Genomic DNA, 18,413 nt, shown 5'->3' with positions numbered 1-18,413 from the left:
AAGCAGAACAGAGCCGAACCTCCTTTCCGATTAATGAAGCGCACGCGCTTCGCCAATATTATCCTGCTGCCCCATCCGGAATCATAGAGGAGCGCGATGACATGCATACCGGACTTTTTTTACTCCCGCCTGCCCAGCGATATCCGGAGCCGACTCGCGCTTACGCCCGAAAGCCGTCACGCGGTACATTCGCGCGACGGCTTCAAGATTCACTTCACGGTAACCGTAATTTCTTCGCTTTCGGTCGTACCGGAAGCGTTGATCAGTTCGGCTTTGTATCGATACGCGCCTGCCGCCTTACCCGAGATCGCGGTGCTTGCCGATAGCGCGCCGGGAGAATTGGCGGTTAAGGACTGCGTGTCGATCAATACGTCATTCTCGTACAGCTTGTAGGCGGTGCCGTTCGTGCCCCACCACAGGTTCATCGTAACGGCGTACTCCCCGTTCTGATCCCAGTTATCGTGTGAAAGCACCGGCTTGCCGGGATTCGCATCCTTGACGACGACCGTCACGGGATCGCACGCGGTCGCGCCTCGCGCATTCCGCAGCTCGCACGTGTACACATATGTGCCGTTCAGCTTGCCCGTCACGGTCGTTTGCACGCTCTGCGCGTTCGGCGACCCGTCCGACAGCCGCTTCGTATCGATGGCCGTGCCGTTCTCGTACAGCGTGTAGCTCGTGCCGTTCTGGCCCCACCATAGGTTCATCGTAACCGTATAGTTGCCATCATGCAGGCCGCTCGAATGCCCGCTGTTGGTGGACAGCACCCCTTTTCCAGGTACCTTAGCGGCTCGCGGCACAAGCGCGTCTAGCGCGGCTTGCAAGCTTGCGGCAGCTGTGTCTACCTGATCCTGCGTTGCGGCGGCGTTATCGTTCACCGCTATCGCTTGCGTCAATGCCGTTCGCAGATCCGACCAAGATGCCGCCGTGTAGTCTTCTTCATAGAGAGACTGGGCGGAAGCGATGATGTCCGCGAGCGGCGTCAATGTACCTGAGGCGATCGTAAACGTGACCGATTGGCTGGATGTGTTGCCGGCCAGGTCGAACCCGGTTACCGTGACCGTATGCGGGCCGAAAGGCAGCGTGCGAAGCGGGATCACGTCCGTCGGCTGAAGCGGCTCGCCGTCGAGCGTAAGCGCCGTCTTGGACGAGTCGACGCCAGAGCCGTTATTCTCGTCTAGGACGGTGAACTGCACCTGCAGGCTATCCGTAGCGGCATACGTCTGATTCGCGGGAGCGGTTATAGCGACGACCGGAGCCGAAGCATCTACTTTGAACGAGACGGACTTGGCCGTCTCCCTATTGGCAGCACGGTCCGTTGAACGATAGTGCAAGGTGTAGTCGCCGCTTGAATCGAATGTCAGCGGAGTTGAATACGGCTGCCACTGGATGCCGCCGTCCAAGCTGTATTCCGTTCCGCCAATGCCGGAAGCGTTGTCGACCGCGCTCAGGCGGATGCCGACCGGCTGCGCGTACCAGCCCGATGGACCGGCCGGCTGCTCCGGCGTCAGCGACGCGGAAGTGACGGGCGCTTCGTTATCGACGGGTTGGTCGGACGTGAGCGTATACGTCGTTCCGGCAGGACCGGTGAAGGTCAGCACATTGCCTTCTTCGGTGACGCTGCCGTACTGAACGCCGCCGTCATGCTCGATTTTCCAGATGCCCGGTTTCAGGTCGGTTACGGCATATTCGATTGCATCCGTTCCCTCGTCGATCTCGAACGTGACGGTTCCGGACAAGCGCTTGCCCGTCTTGCTGAACAGGACCGCGCGATCGGCCAACTGCACGCCGACCATGGCAGAGGCGTCCAGCTTCTGAACCGGCAGAGGTTGACCATTGCCATCCATCACTTGCAGCACATTCAGGAACAAATCTTCCTTCTCGGAAGCGCGAGGCGACAGTTGGATACGCCATGCACCCTGTTCTTCGGACGAGTTCTCGTTCTTCGGCGTGCTTGGGTAGTTGGTGCCAAACACGTCGAACTCTTTGCCAGGTCCCCCTACCGGTACAATATCCGCATTGTCGGGCAACGGCAGCAAGGTTTGGTTGACGAGCTTGCCGGTATCGCCTCTGTCCGTTCGCCGAATCGTCGTCGTTTTGGTCGCTTGGTCGATGACCGGCTCTTCGATGCTGTGCAGGAGCCAATATTTCTTGAAGCTCGGATCCGATGCGACGACGCGGTCGAAGACGATCATGGCCGCAGGGTTAGCGCTGTCCTTCAAGTTCAAAAACACCATCGACCGTTGATACTGCTCCACCTTAGCAGAGTAAGCCGGCGATAAGTCGCCCTTAATATACGTATAATTCGGCGTGATCGGGTCGGGACCGAAGGCGTGCCCCTGCACTTCCCCGAATTTATAATTGCTGCCGAAAACGTCTTGCAGCGTCTGCGCGTCGAACCCTGCACGCCCTGGACCGGTGTCGCGCCAGCGCTGCCCGCCGTCGTTGCCGGTGGGCCGCTCGTTCGGATCATAGACGAGCATCGCATTATGCGCGATCGTTCGTTTATGGTAATTATAATCATGCAAGCTGCCGTAAGCTCCGCCGGATCCCTCGTACACACCGGAATCGATGGCTAGCCCGCCCTTGTAATAGAGCTGGAAGCTGCCGAAGTCCAGATGCTCGTGGTTGCCGAAGCGGCGGTTGCCGATCTTCATCTCGGCGATGACCGTGGCGGATTGATGGGTAACGTCCGAGACGTCGTCCCAACCGGTGCGCGCGATCATCGATGCCTCCGGATCGTTAAAGTAGTGACTAAGCGGCAGCTCGCTCGGCGGACTGGCCTGCGAAGCGAGATTATCGTCCAGGAATAAGATTTCGTAGATCGGCAGCTTGCCGGGCACGTAGTTTTCGACGAAGTCGTTCGTGATGTACGGATCGTCGTATAACGCGGAAGCCAGCATGTAGGTCGTCTGGTCCGACCACACGGTATCCAGCGGATTATAGACGGAATTGTACATGTCGCCGTCCCGCAGCCGCTGCCCGTCGGGCCGGCGCGAATAGATCGACTTGAGCAGCACGCCGCTTTGATTCGCGTTGAACGGATTATTCAAGCCCATCTTCGTATATAGCATCGACATCCAAAGTTCGTTGTTGTATCGTGCCCCCGTATAAGACTCGCCTTGATGGTGCGAATCCGAACCGTAGAAGTAGTCGCGCACCGGTACGACCGTGTTGAAGATGACCGGCGCGACGCGATTATAGATGTCCGGGTACTCGTCATAGACGGCGATGGCCGCGCCCAGCAAGTACCGGAACAATTGCCCTTCCGCGCCATGGCCGGTTCCGAGCGATTCGTCGCCGAATAGACGCGTGCCCGACGGGTAGTATCGCATCTCCATGTCGTATGCGAATCGAAGAATGGCATCTTTGAACTGCTTCTGTTGATCTTCCGTCAATAGCTTGTGGCACCAATCGTAGATCAACGCCATCGTCTCCAGCAAGGAGCCGGTTTGCGCGTTGTTGTTCGTTGCGGGATATTGAGCCGAGCTCGCGATATTAAGCGCCATCGCGATAGCCTTCTCGCCCTTATCACGAGATTGCTCCGGATCGAGCAGGTAGGCGAAAGCGTTCGCATTCGCCTGGAGCAGCACGGAGCCGATGACGTTGCTGCTTCCGGCCGGAACGGTCGGCAATTTCCCTAGATCCGACGAACCCATGCCAAGGTCGACGGATTTCCAAGTCTTGTTATCCTGAGACGCCTGAATATCGAATAAATAAACGCGAGTCGTATCCAAGTAGAAGATCATGTCAAGCGAATGGACGTCCATCACGGAGCCTAGGTCGAGCGTAAGGGTCCCGCCGATGGCCAAATTGCAGTAATACGTATTCACGTCCTTGTCGACGGCATACCCTGGCGGATATCCGTCGCAATGACCGCTGCTGGTTGCCGTGACGGCCGACGTAACCGGCTCGCGGACACCGCTCGGGCCGTTCTTGTAGACGTTGACTTCCCGGATCGACAAGGCGTTCGAGCCGGTGTTGCCGAGTCCGACGAGTCGGATGTAGCGCGCTGGCTCGACGGCGGGGAAGGTGAAGGTCTGGGATTGGTTCTCCGTCACCACCATCGAGCTGCGCGCCGAGTAGCCCGAAGAATCCCGCTGCTTGTCGAGCTGCTCGAAGAGCGGCTGGAAGAATGGCAAGGAACGCTTCTCCCGGATCATTCGAACGTCCTCGCCGCGAACGAACAGACGCGGATGACCTGCTGGAGGCTTCGGTACGGTTGCCGCGTCGTAGACGGCAGGCGCGGTCGGGAGCTGCACATTGGCGTCCGTCGCCTCATCGTCGTACACGTACACCGGTTCGCGCGTCGTTACATAGCCTGACTTCGTCACTTTAACGAAATAGCGATCGGATGGCGCCGCCGCCGGGAAGGAATAGTTTCCATCTGCGTCGGTCGTGACGCTAGCCGTCAATTGGGAAGCCGCTTCGTGGTCGACTTCAAGGAAGAGACCGACCTGAGCCCCTGCGACCGGTTGCCCGTTCGCAAGCTCCGTCACCGTCCCCGATATCGATCTCCGGGGATAGGCAGCGTCTGTCGACAACGCGAAGTTCACGATCGTACTCGCGCCGTCCGCCACTTGTACGGCGGCCGACTGCGTTACATAGCCATTCCGGCTCGCGCGGACGACATAGTCGCCAGGCTGGATGTTCGATAGCGTGAACGCACCGTCCTTATCCGCATATACGGAAGTCCGAATAGCGGTAAAGTTCGTATCTTCGGCGTCATATAGATTCAGCTTTACCCCCGGTAGAGGCGCGCCGGTATCCTGCAGGCTCACCTTGCCCGACAACGTCGGCAGCCTCTCCAGCTTTGCTTCGTCGAAATAGGTTTTTCCGGTCTGGCTCAACCCGCTGATTAGCCGTATGCCGACATGGGTGGTACCGGCCGGAGCGGGCTTGCCGGTAACGGTGACCTCGTTCCATTTGCCGGAACCGCCGGTTACGGGCTTCCCGGCTTCGTCTAACGTCCCGCTCGGGCCGTAATAGACCAGAATAAGCGTCCCGGCGGCGCTGCCCTCCAGGAACGCGTTGGCCGAGGCGCGATACACTTGCCCGGGAGAAGCGGGCAGGCGTTGGGAGTTCGCGCCGAAATAACCGTTATTACGAGTGTCGTCCAGCAATAGGCTCTTGCTTCCTTTATTAGCGCGAGTATCCGACACGGACGCGGGATTTGCCGATACGTATTGCGACCACCCCGTTAAATCGCCGCTTTCAAACCCGGAGTTGACGAGCTGTATCTCGACGGCCGCTTGCGCTGCCGGCGCGTTTCCAAACTGAAATATAGATGCCGCGAGCACAAAAAACGCCAGCGCGCCTTTGACCCATTTGCTCCGTTTGCTCAACTTTGACACCCTCCTGTACGATTGGGATTCGTTTAAAGCAGGATGCTCCCCCCCTTTCCCGACAGATGCATGCAAGGTTTCTCAACTATTATCTATCTGCCGTCTCCCAAAACATAGGGGGGTAATTTGACATGCATATCGGACTTTTTTTACTTTTATTGAACCACCATTCGAGCGGGCCATCTCCAGAAGTAAAGGTTATTCCCCATGCAGCTCGCTCAGCCGCCTGGAGAATAACCTTTTTTACGTTCGTCGTTAACTTTTCCGTTGTGCCTCAACAACCGCGGCATTTTTTCCCAACTTTATGGGCAACCTTTGAAGTAAACCATCCTTATAGGAGCGGAGGAAAACGCGCATGCCAAACGCGATGCCGTATTGGATGTTGAGCGGAATCGTTCTGATTATTCTGCTTGGCGTGTGGCGGCATACCCGCCAGAAGGCGCTATTCCCGCAGCTGCTCATCTTCTCCGGACAAATTTACTTTTTTGAATACGTCATCATGGTCCTCTTCAACAGCTATGAATATCGGCCGCACTTCGTTAGCGCTCCAGCCTATCAGGATAGCGTGATGGGGGCTGTCGTTTCGAATTTGTTGTCCGTTCCGATCATGGGAGCCGTTGTCGTGATCTATCGTCTCCGTTTGAGATGGATCCTCCTGATTGCGCTCGGATTCGCCATTATTGAACGGATTTTCGTATATTTGGACGTGTACGAGCAGCACTGGTGGAACGAGGGATATACGTTCGTCAGCCTACTGGTTTTCTTCGAGCTCGCGAAGCGCTGGGTGGACAACATGAAGAAGGGCTCTCGTCTCGTCGTCTACGTATCGCTGCTAACTTTTTCATTTAGTTTGGCGGCTACGATGATGTTCCTATTATCGCTGGCAGGCGTGCGCTTGTTCCATGCGGGCGTATTCGCGGATCCTTATCGGGACGACGTGCTTGTCGCCACGGCCGATGCGTTCGCTAAAGCGCTGCTCATGACCATTCTGCTCATCGTGACCGAGAAGCCTTCGTGGCGGTACGGTTCGATCGTGCTCTTAACGGGTCTCCAGCTGCTGCTGCTATCTACAGGAACCCTGCGCGTATATATCTCGCTGCCGCTATACGTTGCTATCTATATCGGGTGCTGCGCGACCGTAATTGCCATCGCATCCGTCTTTTACAAGAGCCTGAAGAGAGATGCGTGCGGATGGAACGACGAAACACGGTTAAAGGCGGTGGTCAATTCACGGTGATAAAATGGGGTATGAATAGTTGAGGTGACAATGATGATTACAAACGGTGGCAACCGCATTCAACCCGACGTTTTCAGGCGTATGATCGAAACCATGCGTCACGGGGTTATTTTGACTGACGAAAATCGAAGATTCATCTATGTGAACGCCGCATTCACGGCAATCACGGGTTATACGCTTGATGAGTTGTCGGGCCAGACGCCGAGCATCCTTCGTTCCGGCCAACATGACGAATCCTTCTATCGTCAACTGTGGCATGAAGTTCATACGAAGGGTTATTGGCAGGGAGAAATATGGAACCGACGGAAAAACGGCGAGCTCTTGGCTGAATGGCAAAATATTTACGCTTTACTGGACGAGAACGGGGCTGTGCAGCACTACGCAGCGATTTTCACCGATATCTCGGAGAATAAGCGGTTGGAATCATCGTTGAAACAAGACGTCTACATCGATAGTCTCACCGGTGTCTATAACCGCAGGTATTTCAATGAACGAATCGAGCAGAAAATGAACGAATTCGCGCGCAGAAACCAGTCCATCGCCTTAATGATGGTCGATATCGATTATTTCAAACGATACAACGATCGCTACGGTCATATCCAAGGCGACAAATGTCTCATTCAAGTAGCATCCGCCCTAGCGGCCTGTCTTCGAAAAGGAGAGCGACTTGCTCGATTCGGCGGCGAAGAGTTTGTACTATTCCTGCCTGGACTAGACGAACAAGGCTTGCTGGCCGCGACAAACCGTTTTTTGAACAGCGCTCGGCAGCTGGAACTCCCCCACGAAGATTCTCCGATACTGGATACGGTCACGGTGAGCGTAGGGGCTGCATTAATGACGCCTGATCAATCTTTATCCGTGACGGCTCTTCTAGAGCGAGCTGATCAAGCGCTATATCGGGCGAAAGAAGAAGGTAGAAATCGTGCCATCACGGTAATCGCGTGAACGAATACCATCTTCTGCCGAAGGGATTCAACGCACCCTAATCTTTTTCTTTTTCAGAAGGCATTTGTCCGTCTGTCGGAATCCGACTTATCGCGGATGCGCGCTTGCCGCGGAACTCGTAATCGTCGCTGCTAAAAGGCCGCCGTTGCGCGATGTTGACCGTTACAAAACAAAAAAAGCCGCAAGGATGCGACTTTTTAGCCAATTCCTACGATTAGAACGAAAAATCCTCCGCAAACAACCCTGCCACATCTACGTCTTCTTTGGCAGCCATCGGAGCGGGCGCGAGCTTCGCAACGACCGGAACTACGCTCGGAAGAGTTCCCGTCAGCGCTCCAAGAGTTGCCTGCGGTTCTGCCGCTGCATGCTCCAGCATCTCCAAGACGTTCTCGGCCATACGGGCGATCATCTCCTCCGGAAACAATCGGCTGCGGTACTCGAAGACAAGATCCAGTCCGCCGCCGCGTTCCGCCGCTTCCAGCACCAAATCCAGCTTCGCCCCGGTGAAGCGATAATCCAGCGTTTCCCATGACAAATCGCCGCTTCGCGCCGGAGGGATGTCCATATTTTGCATCACGAACATCGTGTCGAATAACGGATGGCGAGTCGGGTCCGGGCGAATCCGTCCCCGATCATCCAGCAGCTCGATCATCTCTTCCGTCGTCAGTCCCGCATGATCGAACGCCTGAAGCATGCTCTCTTTCACTTCGGATAACCAGTCGGCGAAAGCGAGCGCCGGACGCGGACGGTTGCGAATGGCCAACGTCTGAAGCAGCAGGCCGGCCGTTCTGGCCAAATCCGGATGCGAACGCCCGGCCGTCGGTACGCCGGTGACGACATCTCCCGTTGCGCACCAATGTCCGAGAAGCGCTTGGTAGGCGGCGAACAACGCCATGGATAGCGTTGCGCCCGCATCTTGCGCCAAGCGTATCAATGCTTCGTAACGCTCGCCGGTTAGGGTAAAGCGATGCCGACCGACTTCGGCTCTAGTGGACGGATCGGCCAGCGCCTCGCGTCCCTTCGGCGTCGGCCAGGCAAGCGCCGGAACGGCTTCCTCGAACCGGTTCAACCAATAGGCTCGCTTGCGCTCCCGCTCCTCGGCCGTCAATGAGCGAGCAAGCCATTCACTGTAGTCGGTTATTTGCGCCCGAACAGGCGGCAGTACGCGATCTTCATACAGGCTGATCAGCTCCGACAGCAGCAGCGCGATCGACGTCCCGTCCGATACGGCGTGATGAATGTCGAACAGGAGCAAATGCCTGTCCTCCCCGCGAGGAACGACGCACACTCGGAATAACGGACCATTGGCGGTATCGAACGGCTTCAGCCAACGCAGCGCGGCATCGGCTTCGTTCTCGCTCGTATCGCTGCCGAAAAAGTCCGCAGGCGCGATCATTTCTAAAGGCGTATCGATTCGCTCATGGACGACTTGCGAGATCACGCCTTCGGCTTGCGCGAACGTGAGACGAAGCGCCTCATGCCGTTCGATCAGCTTGCCAAGCGCCGCGCTCAGCTTGTCCGTGTCGAGCCTGCCCCTTAGCTCGAGCGCAGTCGGGATATGGTAGAGCAGCGATTCAGGCGAGCGATTATCATCCAGCAGCATCTGGACCTGCGCCGATGTAGCCGGATAATACGGCTTTGGTTCGGCGCGCGGAATCGACGCGGGCGCGGCCTCCATACTGCCCGCTTGCATGTAGGCGGAGAGTTCGCGAACGGTCGGGTGCTGGAATACGGCCTTCAACGGCAGCCGAATGCCGAATTGGCTCTGGATCGCCGCAGTTAGCGCGGCCGCCTTCAGCGAATGGCCGCCGAGCTCGAAGAAGTTGTCTTCGGCGCCGACCCGCTCGCGATCGAGCAACGCTGCCCACAGTACAGCCAGCTTCGCTTCCTTCTTCGTTCGCGGCGCCACATATGCCGTTCCCGGCGACGGTTCGAGCTCCGGCTCCGGCAGCGACTTCCGGTCCGCTTTGCCGCTCGCCGTTAGCGGCATCGCTTCAAGCTGCACGAATGCTTCGGGGATCATGTACGACGGCAGTCGCTCTCCGCAATGCTTGCGCAGCTCGCTCGCGGAGCACGCACGATCCGCGACCGCGTAGCCGACCAATCGCTGCCCGCCGCGTCCATCGTCCCGCACCGTTACGACCGCTTCCGATATCGCTTCGTGCAGCAGCAACGTCCGTTCGATCTCTCCCAGCTCGATCCGGTAGCCTCTGATTTTCACCTGGTCGTCGATCCGGCCCAAATATTGCAGCTGACCGTCCGTCATCCAACGCGCCAAATCGCCCGTCCGGTATATGACTTCACCCGGCGCGTAAGGATGCGGCACGAATTTCTCCGCCGTCAGACCCGGGCGGTTCACATAACCCGCCGCCACCTGCACCCCCGCGATGCACAGCTCGCCCGGCACGCCGATCGGCTGCGCAAGTCCCCCTTCTCCGATGACATACAGCGACGTATTGTCGATCGGGCGGCCGATCGGCACGAAGTCCAGCTCGCTCTCCGCCTCGCATTCATGCACGGTGACATCGACCGTCGCTTCCGTCGGGCCATATAGGTTGATGAGTTTGGCGTCCGTGAGACCGAGCGAACGGAACAGCGCATAGAAGCGATCGACATGCGACCGATGGAGCGCCTCCCCGCTCGCGAACACGCGCTTCAGCGTTCCCAGACGCTCTCGCAGCTCCGCAGGCGGCTCATGCTGCATCGCTTCAAGGAACGCCGCCAGCATCGACGGCACGAAGTGCATCGTCGTGATGCCGTGCTTCGCGATCGCTTCCGCGATTGCCGCGGGATCCTTCTCCGCGTCCGGCGGCAGGAACGCGACGCTAGCGCCCGCCTGCATCCACCAGAACAGCTCCCAGACCGAGACGTCGAAGCTGTATGGCGTCTTTTGCAAGATGACGTCTCCCGCTCCGAGCGGATACGCCCGCTGCATCCAATTCAATCGATTCACGACCGACCGATGGCGAATCATGACGCCTTTGGGCCGTCCCGTCGAGCCGGAGGTGTAGAGGATGTACGCCAGTCCTTCCGGTTTCGCTAAACCAGCTTCCACGGACGATGGCGTCAAGCTCGCGGCTTCCCGCAGACGCGCATCATCAAGATCGATTCGCTGCGCGTCCGGTGCCGCTTGCTCCGCCAGAGGCAGCCATTCCCGCTGCGCGCAGACGACGCACAGACCGTAATCTTCCGCCATGTAACGCAGCCGATCCGCGGGGAACGACGGCGGCAGCGGCACGTAAGCCCCGCCCGCCATTAGGATGCCGAGCATTCCGGCGAGCATCGCCGACGAGCGCTCGGCCATCAAGCCGACAGGCTCCTCAGGCGACAAGCCGCCTTCCAGCAGCGCCAGCGCGACTTGCTTCGCTCTTGCATCCAGTTCTCGATAGGTCAGCGACTCGCCGTCGTCGAATACCGCCGCGATCCGATCCGGCGTTCGCTCCGCTTGAACGCGGTATATATCCGGCACCGTCAGCTCATCCGGGAATGGCGCTTGCGTGGCGTTGAACTTCTCGACGACGACCTCGCGCTCCTCATCGGTCATCAGGTCGATATCCGCCAGCTTCGCGCCCGGGTCGCGAACGACGCCGTTCATAATCGTCAGGAATGCGTCCGCCCAATGCCGCATCGTTTCCGTAAGGAAAATGCCGGTAGCATACTGAACCGTCAACGTCAGCCCATCCTCTTCCTCGATCGCCGATAAGCCAATGTCGAACTGGGACACGCCGAAATCGAAAGGAACCGGTTCGACGCGCATCGCTGCCGCCGACAAATCGCCGTGCGCCATGTTCAGCATCGAGAACATCGCGTCGTACAACGGGCTGCGGCTCGTATCCCGAGCCATTCCTAGCCGGTCCACCAGCTCCTCGAACGGCGCATCCTGCCGGTCGAGCGCCTGGAGCACCTCTTCCTTCACCGACGCGAGCAGCTGTCCGAACGTCTGCCCAGGTTCGACCGTTAACCGCATCGGCAGCGGATTGACGAACACGCCGACCATCCGCTCCGTCTCGGGAAGCGACCGGCCCGCGACCGGCGTTCCGATCACAAGCTCGGTCTGACGGGACAATCGCATGAGCCAAGCGGCGTATGCCGCAAGCAGCACCATGAACGGGGTTGCGCCGGCCTGCTGCGCCAACCGCGCGATTGCGTGTGCCTGTTCCTTGCCCAGCTTGATGACAAGCTGGGCCCCTTGCTGGCTTCTGACAGCGGGCCGCGTACGGTCGACAGGCAGCTCCAACTTCGGGATGGATCCTTCGAATCGCCGCAGCCAGCCGTCGAGCGCCTCCTCATAGCCGCCGGACCCCTGCACCTCCCGCTGCCAAGCCGCATAATCCTTGTAGTGCAGCTTCAGAGGCGGCAGTTCCCGTCCCGCATATAGCGCCATGAAATCGTCCAACAGCACATTAACCGACACGCCGTCCGCCACGATATGATGAATGTCGAACACGAGCGTCTGCTCGCGATCCGACGCCGAGAACAGCCCTGCGCGGAACAACGGCCCGCGGTCCAGGTCGAACGGCCGTACGAAAGCGCGAATCGCTTCTCGTAACGGCTCATCGCCGGACGTCTCCCGTTCCTCGATATCGACAACGGCCTCCGAATAAATAAGTTGATGCGGCTCGCCGTTCCGCATGGCAAAACAAGTCCGGAGCGCCTCGTGGCGTTCCGCTAACTGCCTGAACGCCATGCGCAGCCGGCTCCGATCGAGCGCCCCGTCAAGACGCAGCACGGTCGGTATGTTATACGCCGTGCTGGCCGGATCGAATTGCTGCAAGAAGTACATCCGCCGCTGGGCCGACGATACGACGTACGACTCGGCTTCGGGAGCTGTCCGGATCTTAGCGGCCTCGCCGGAGCTTGCCGACGTCTCGCGCGAATTCGCCACCAGCTCGGCCATCTGCTTCAACCGCGCATGCTCGAATAGATCCATCATGGACAGCCGAACGCCGAATGTCCGGACGACGCGCGAGACGAGCGATGCGGCCTGCAATGAATTGCCTCCGCAATCGAAGAAATGGTCATTGCGGCTATACGGTCCGCCGTTCAGCAGCTTCGCCCACAGTTCGGCGAGTCCGGCTTCCGTTTCGTTGACGGGAGGCTCGTAAGGAAGCTTCGCGTGACCGCCGGCATTCGAAGCCTCCAAACTAGGAATGGACGCGATAGCGGCAGCATCGGCGTAGCGCAGCGGCAGCGCGTACGCTCGATGCAGCAGCAGCGCCTCATACTCGTACGGCACGACCCAATCGTAAGGCTGTTCGCTGAACGGGTTATCCTCATCCGCATTGATAGCTGCGCGAACAGCTTCGTCTAACGTAGATTCGGGCGCAGCCGAACGCTTCGCCGCTGCAAGCGCCGTTCCCTGCCGCTGACCGCCGTTCGCAGCCGCCGTTTCGCTATATGCCTCGTCCGCGCCAAGCCGCACGCCTTCGGAGAACTCGATATGCGCCGGCACGTCAGGTACATCGGACAGCAAAATATAGCATGACGCGGCAAATCCGTCCGCCGAACTCAAGTTTTCGATAGCATCCTCACCGTTCATCGGTGCTCCGAATGACTTCCATCCTGCTTCCGTTAGAAACCGCTCGAACGGTATATTTTTGGCGGTTGGCCTGAATGCGGCGCGAAGTTCGGTACACCCGTTCTCAATCGCGATCCGCTTCAGCCCTGCGGATACCGCTTGCTCCACCCCGCGTCCCAATACGCGGCAGCTGAGCAGAAACTGGCGCAGCACGAGCGCTTCCCCTTGTATATCCGCAGCCACTAAGCCGATCCGTCCATACTCGCCATAACGGTCAGCCGCCTCGACCATCCATACGCGCGAACTGTCTGTCTGCAAGTAGCCGCGAATATCCGCTTCCGTTCGCCGGATGCCGTTCAGATTGAACTGGTTCGTTCGCGCCGTCAGCTGCGCCGCCCGCTCCATCTCTTCCGTTTCAATCGGACGCATGCCGACTTTCAGCTCCAGACTTTGCAAGTACTTCTCCAACGTCTCGCCGGCGTTCGCCGCCGACCGGCGCTTACGCTCGGCATCGTAACCTGTCGCCCGCATCCGGTCTTCCTCCGTGACGCGCAGTCGGTCCCACGCCCACACATGCTCCAGGAACGCCGGGATTTCGCGCTCTTCCGGCAGCTTAAGCGTCAGCACCTCCGGGCATGCGGACATCATAGCCAGACATTCCGCCGCGTTGTCGTCGACGAACAGGAAGCTGTCTAGACCCAGGTTCAGCTCCTCCGCCAGCTCGCGAATGTTAGCCGATTTTGGCTGCCAGTTGACCCGCCACGCCGCAAAATGTTCTTTGCGAAGCACCATATCCGGATGCTGATCGAAAGCCTCCCACAAATCAGCTTCGTTGTTCTTGCTGCACAGCGCCAGCAAATGTCCCTCGCTCCGCTTCCGCAGCAGAAGCCGCTGGAAGGCGGCGAACGGCGGGGATACCGCGAGTCCCGACGCGCCGTCCTCCCCGATCACGCCGCGCCATAACGTATGGTCGGCGTCGACGACGATGACCTTGAACGGATGGCCATGCCACCCGACCAGCGCGCGGGCAACCTCCGTTCCGATCGCGGCAAAGTACGAATCCGTATACGGAATCCTTCCCTCCTCGAACGCCACCGGGTCTTCGATGTCGCGCACCCGGTAGCGGACGGCCGAATTCGCCATATCCAACAGGCGAACGTCGGGCGAGGCCGCCGCGAGCGTTAGCACCCGGCCGTACCACGCTTGAGCCGCCTCCTGCTCCATGCCGCGCAGCGGGCCGTTCCGATCGAAAGGCATGATAGCCACGAGCTGCGGCCCTTGGTCCAACCGATTGCCAAGCAGCGTAAACAACCGCTCGAAATCGTCTTCCAGAAGCGTCAGTCCCTCCTCCGGCTCAATTCCGGCCGCGAGCCAGTCTTCCGGGCGAACAAGCACGACGGTCGCGCCGCCGGCTGGCCGCTGCTCCGTATTCGCATCTGCCAGCAGCTGCTGGAAAATCTGGTTATACGGCGCGAACGTCACCTCCGGCGCATAACCAAACGAGGAGAGCCAATGCTGCAGCGGCTTGGCAATCGGCTCCGCCGTGAACGTCGACGCCACGCGAACGGCCAGTCGGCGCATCGGATCGGCAGCCGTCTCGTCGTTGAACTGCCGCCTGCTCTCCAGCTCGGCCGCTTCCTCCGATTCGAACAGCTCGATGCGGTTCAGCGGCGTATCGGCCGCTGTCGGCGCGAGCGAAGCTAGGTGGCAATAATGCCCCGCCATCCGTGCAACGGTCTCCTCCCTGAACAATGTCGAGTCGTATTCGATTACGCCGCGCAGCGTACCGTCGGCGCCGGGGAACAGATCCAGCTTGACATCCAAGGCGGACGAATGCCGTTCAAGCGGATATTCGGAGAACGTCAGCCCTCCGGCCTCGAACCGCTCGCTACCGGCTGCATGATTGTGATACACGAGCATCGCGTCGTACAACGGATTGCGCGACCGATTCGCTCCCGCGTCCACAGCCGCCGCCATTTCGTCGTACGGGAATTCGCCATGGGCATAAGCTTCGGCCGTTTTCCTCCCGACTTCTTCCATAAGCTCGGCCAACGTCATCTCTTCGCGCGCGCGGATGCGCACCGGTAGGAAGTTAATAAACAAGCCGATCGTACGCCGGAATTCCGCCTGCTCCCTTCCGTTGACGAGCGAGCCTATGATCAGATCGTCCTGCCCGGTATACCGGTTCAGCAATAGCGCATAGAGCGAGAACAGCACCGTATGCAGCGATGCCTGCCGCCGTTTGGCCAATTCGCGCAGCGACTCCGCCGTTTCCGCCTCCATCGTAAAACGATACGTCTTTCCTTGCCCCGTTCTCGTCTTCGGACGCGGGCGATCGAGCGGCAGCCGAAGCTGCGGAAGCGTACCCGCGAGCGCTTCCTCCAGCCAATAGGCGCGCTGTCTCAGCATGGAGGAAGAATCCGCTTGTTCCCGCTGCCAGTTGACATAGTCCCGGTAATCCGCCGCTGCAGAAGGAAGCGCACGGCCGCTATACAAGACGGTCAACTCTTGCAGAAGCAAGGCAAGTGAAGCGCCGTCCGCGATAAGATGATGCGTATCCAGCAGCATCAGATGCCGTTCCGGAGACGCCGTCGCAATGCCAACGCGGAACAGCGGGAGCCGGGACACGTCGAACGGCCGGATGAAAGCCGCCGCGCAGTCGGCCCAATCGGCTTCGGCTGCCGACTGAGTCTGCTCCACATCCACGACCGGATGCGGATGCACCAACTGCACCGGCTCGCCTTCGTCCGACCATCCGAACGTGGTGCGCAAGCTCTCATGCCGAGTAGCTAAGCGGATAAAGGCGGCGCGCAGCCGCTCCGCGTCCATCGGGCCGTCAATGACATAAGCGAGCGGCATATGAAAGCGAAGATCGGCATCCGATTGCTGGCTCGCCAGAAATAGGCGCAGTTGAGATCGCGATAACGGATGCTCGATTCCGGCAGCCACGCTCGCGCTTTCCGACGCGCTGCCCGCATTCGACTCAGCTGTCGTCTCCTCCGCTTCAGCGTCGTTTATAGCCGCGCTCGACGCGGCCGAAGCCAACCGATTGCTTTCATCAAGATGTGCGGACAGCGTTTCGATCGTCGGATAGCCAAGCAGTTCGGCGACCTGAATTTGACGGCCTAGCCGACCGGATAACCGCTCGGCGATTTGCAGCGCCAGGATCGAGTCTCCGCCCAGCTCGTAATAATGGTCGCGAACGCCGATCTCGGCAAAGCCCAGCACGCGTGCCCATGCGTCGGCGACAAGGCGTTCGGTAGCCGAGTAATTGACGGAAGAACGGCCGGTCAAACGTACGGGAGCCCGCTCCGGTTCGCCCGCTGCGGAGGGGGCCGAATGGTCAGATGCATAATCGGCGTCCGCCCAATCCAGCGGCAAGAGGTAGTCGCCATCCCCTGCCGACTCCTCCACCCAGCAGCGCGTCCGTTCGAACGGATACGCCGGAAGATGGACGCGTCGGCAATCCGATTCCCGGTACAACGGCTCCCAATCCCAGCTTACGCCAGACGCATAAGCCCGGCAGAGCTGCTCGGACGTAAGCGCCATCATGTCTTCCTCCGTATAAGCCGCCGCTTCCGCGCCATCCGGCCGTCCGATCCATACGCCGGGCGCCATGCTTCTGCATGCGAACTCGCCTTCGCCGGACGCCTGCGCGGCGGCTAGCGCCTCGGCAAGCGAGCGGAGCTTATCCGCCAGTTCGCCTATGGAATCGGCGGCGATCGCGGCGCGATAGTCATAATGCCCTCTGCCCGTATTCGCGGTGTAGCACAAGTCGCGCAGCCGAATACGACCCGGATCTTCTTCCTCTAACAAGCGAACATAGCGTTCCGCCAGACGCCGTAAAGCCGCCTCGCTCTTCGCTGACAGCGTCAGCACCCGAAGCGAGTCTCCACCCGCGCCTTCCGGCTCCTCTACTAGCGAATGCTCGGCTGCCGGCGCTTCTTCCAGTACCGCATGCACGTTCGTCCCGCTCATCCCGAACGAGCTGATTCCCGCCCGGCGCGGCTGACCGTCCTGCCGATGCCATTCGCGCGGCAAGTCGTTGACGTACACCGGCGAATCGGCGAACGGAATCGCTTGATTCGGTTCGCGAAAATGCAGCATCGGAGGAAGCGTGCCGCGATGAAGCGACAATGCGGTTTTGATGAGACCGATAATTCCCGCCGCCGTATCCAGATGGCCGAAATTCGTCTTGACGGAGCCGACCGCGCAGAACTGCCTGCGATCCGTGTACCGGCGGAAAGCTTGCGTCATGCCGGCAATTTCGATCGGGTCGCCCAGCCGCGTGCCGGTGCCGTGCGCTTCGATATACCCGACCGTCTCGGGGTCGATGGCCGCGTCTTGCCAAGCCCGCGCGATGACTTCCTCTTGCGCGAGCACGTTCGGCGCCGTAATGCCGACCGAGGCGCCGTCCTGGTTCGCCGCGCTGCCTTTGATAACCGCGTAGATCGCATCCCGATCTCGCAGCGCCCGTCCGAGCGGCTTGAGCAGCACCGCTCCCGCGCCTTCCCCGCCGCCGGTGCCGTCCGACGACTCGTCGAACGTCCGCGCGCGGAAATCGATTGATTCAATACCGATCCGAATACCCATATCGACCGGAAGCAAGTACGTTTTGACGCCGCCGACCAACGCCATCTCGCACTCTCCGCCGCGCAGCGCCTGCAACGCAAGATGGAGCGCGAGCAGCGAAGATGAGCAGGCGGTATCGACCGTCATGGCCGGCCCTTTAAGATCGAGCAAGTAGGACAGTCTTCCCGCCACGATCGACGACAGGTTGCCGGGAATCGCCGTCGACAGCGCAGCCGGATCCCGCTCGGCGATCAACCGCTTGTAATCGTGGAACGCATCTCCGTTATAGCCGACATAGACGCCGGTTCGGCTGCCTTGCAGTCTCCGACCGCCGTACCCCGCATCCTCGATCGCGCTCCAGGCCGTCTCCAGCCACAGGCGTTGATTCGGGCTCATGAGCGCCGCTTCTTTGGGCGAGATCCGGAAGAAACGGTGATCGAACCGATCGATTTCGTCCAAATAAGCCCCATCGTAGTACGATACTTTGCCCTTGGGCAGCTTCGTGCCGGCGAGCATCGACGCTGCATCGCCCCGGCGCGAATCGGGGAACGGCCCGACGGCGTCGTAAGCGGACATCAGCCGCTCCCAGAATTGTCGGACATCCTCCGCGCCAGGCAGATGGGCCGCCATCCCGATAATGGCGATGTCGCGGCCGGAGTCTTCCTCCATTACGCCCGAAGGCTCCGCATTTACGGACGCCTCCTCCGGCTCGAACGGCACATCATCCTCTTCCCACCACGCTGTTTGCTGCAATCGGAACCCTCCTCGTCCTCTCGATCCATCTAGTCGCTTCCGT

The 18,413-nt window shown here is 59.7% G+C and carries 4 protein-coding genes; 2 read left to right on the top strand and 2 right to left on the bottom strand.

The annotated features are described in order from the left end of the window. Window positions 1-209 precede the first annotated feature (209 nt). On the bottom strand, window positions 210-5,345 hold the full coding sequence (gene hepB / locus BCM02_RS02135; RefSeq protein WP_187433970.1) for a heparin/heparin-sulfate lyase HepB: 5,136 nt from the start codon (window positions 5,343-5,345) through the stop codon (window positions 210-212). A 355-nt stretch (window positions 5,346-5,700) separates the two neighbouring features. Between hepB and BCM02_RS02130 the strand changes: the two genes are divergently transcribed. Then, on the top strand, window positions 5,701-6,582 hold the full coding sequence (locus BCM02_RS02130) for a hypothetical protein (protein WP_148927393.1): 882 nt from the start codon (window positions 5,701-5,703) through the stop codon (window positions 6,580-6,582). Between the two features lie 30 nt (window positions 6,583-6,612). Continuing rightward, a complete protein-coding gene (locus BCM02_RS02125; protein ID WP_148927392.1) occupies window positions 6,613-7,527 on the top strand; it encodes a GGDEF domain-containing protein in 915 nt (304 codons plus the stop codon). Window positions 7,528-7,741: 214 nt separating this feature from the next. On the opposite strand, the gene BCM02_RS02120 is transcribed toward BCM02_RS02125, so the two are convergent. Next, complete coding sequence (locus BCM02_RS02120; RefSeq protein WP_148927391.1) at window positions 7,742-18,370, bottom strand: non-ribosomal peptide synthetase; 10,629 nt, start codon at window positions 18,368-18,370, stop codon at window positions 7,742-7,744. Window positions 18,371-18,413 lie beyond the last annotated feature (43 nt).

It is taken from the genome of Paenibacillus methanolicus, from assembly GCF_008124765.1.
GTDB lineage: Bacteria > Bacillota > Bacilli > Paenibacillales > Paenibacillaceae > Paenibacillus_Z > Paenibacillus_Z methanolicus.
Note: the sequence above shows the minus strand (reverse complement) of the source record. Positions and strands in the feature narration are given on the sequence as shown.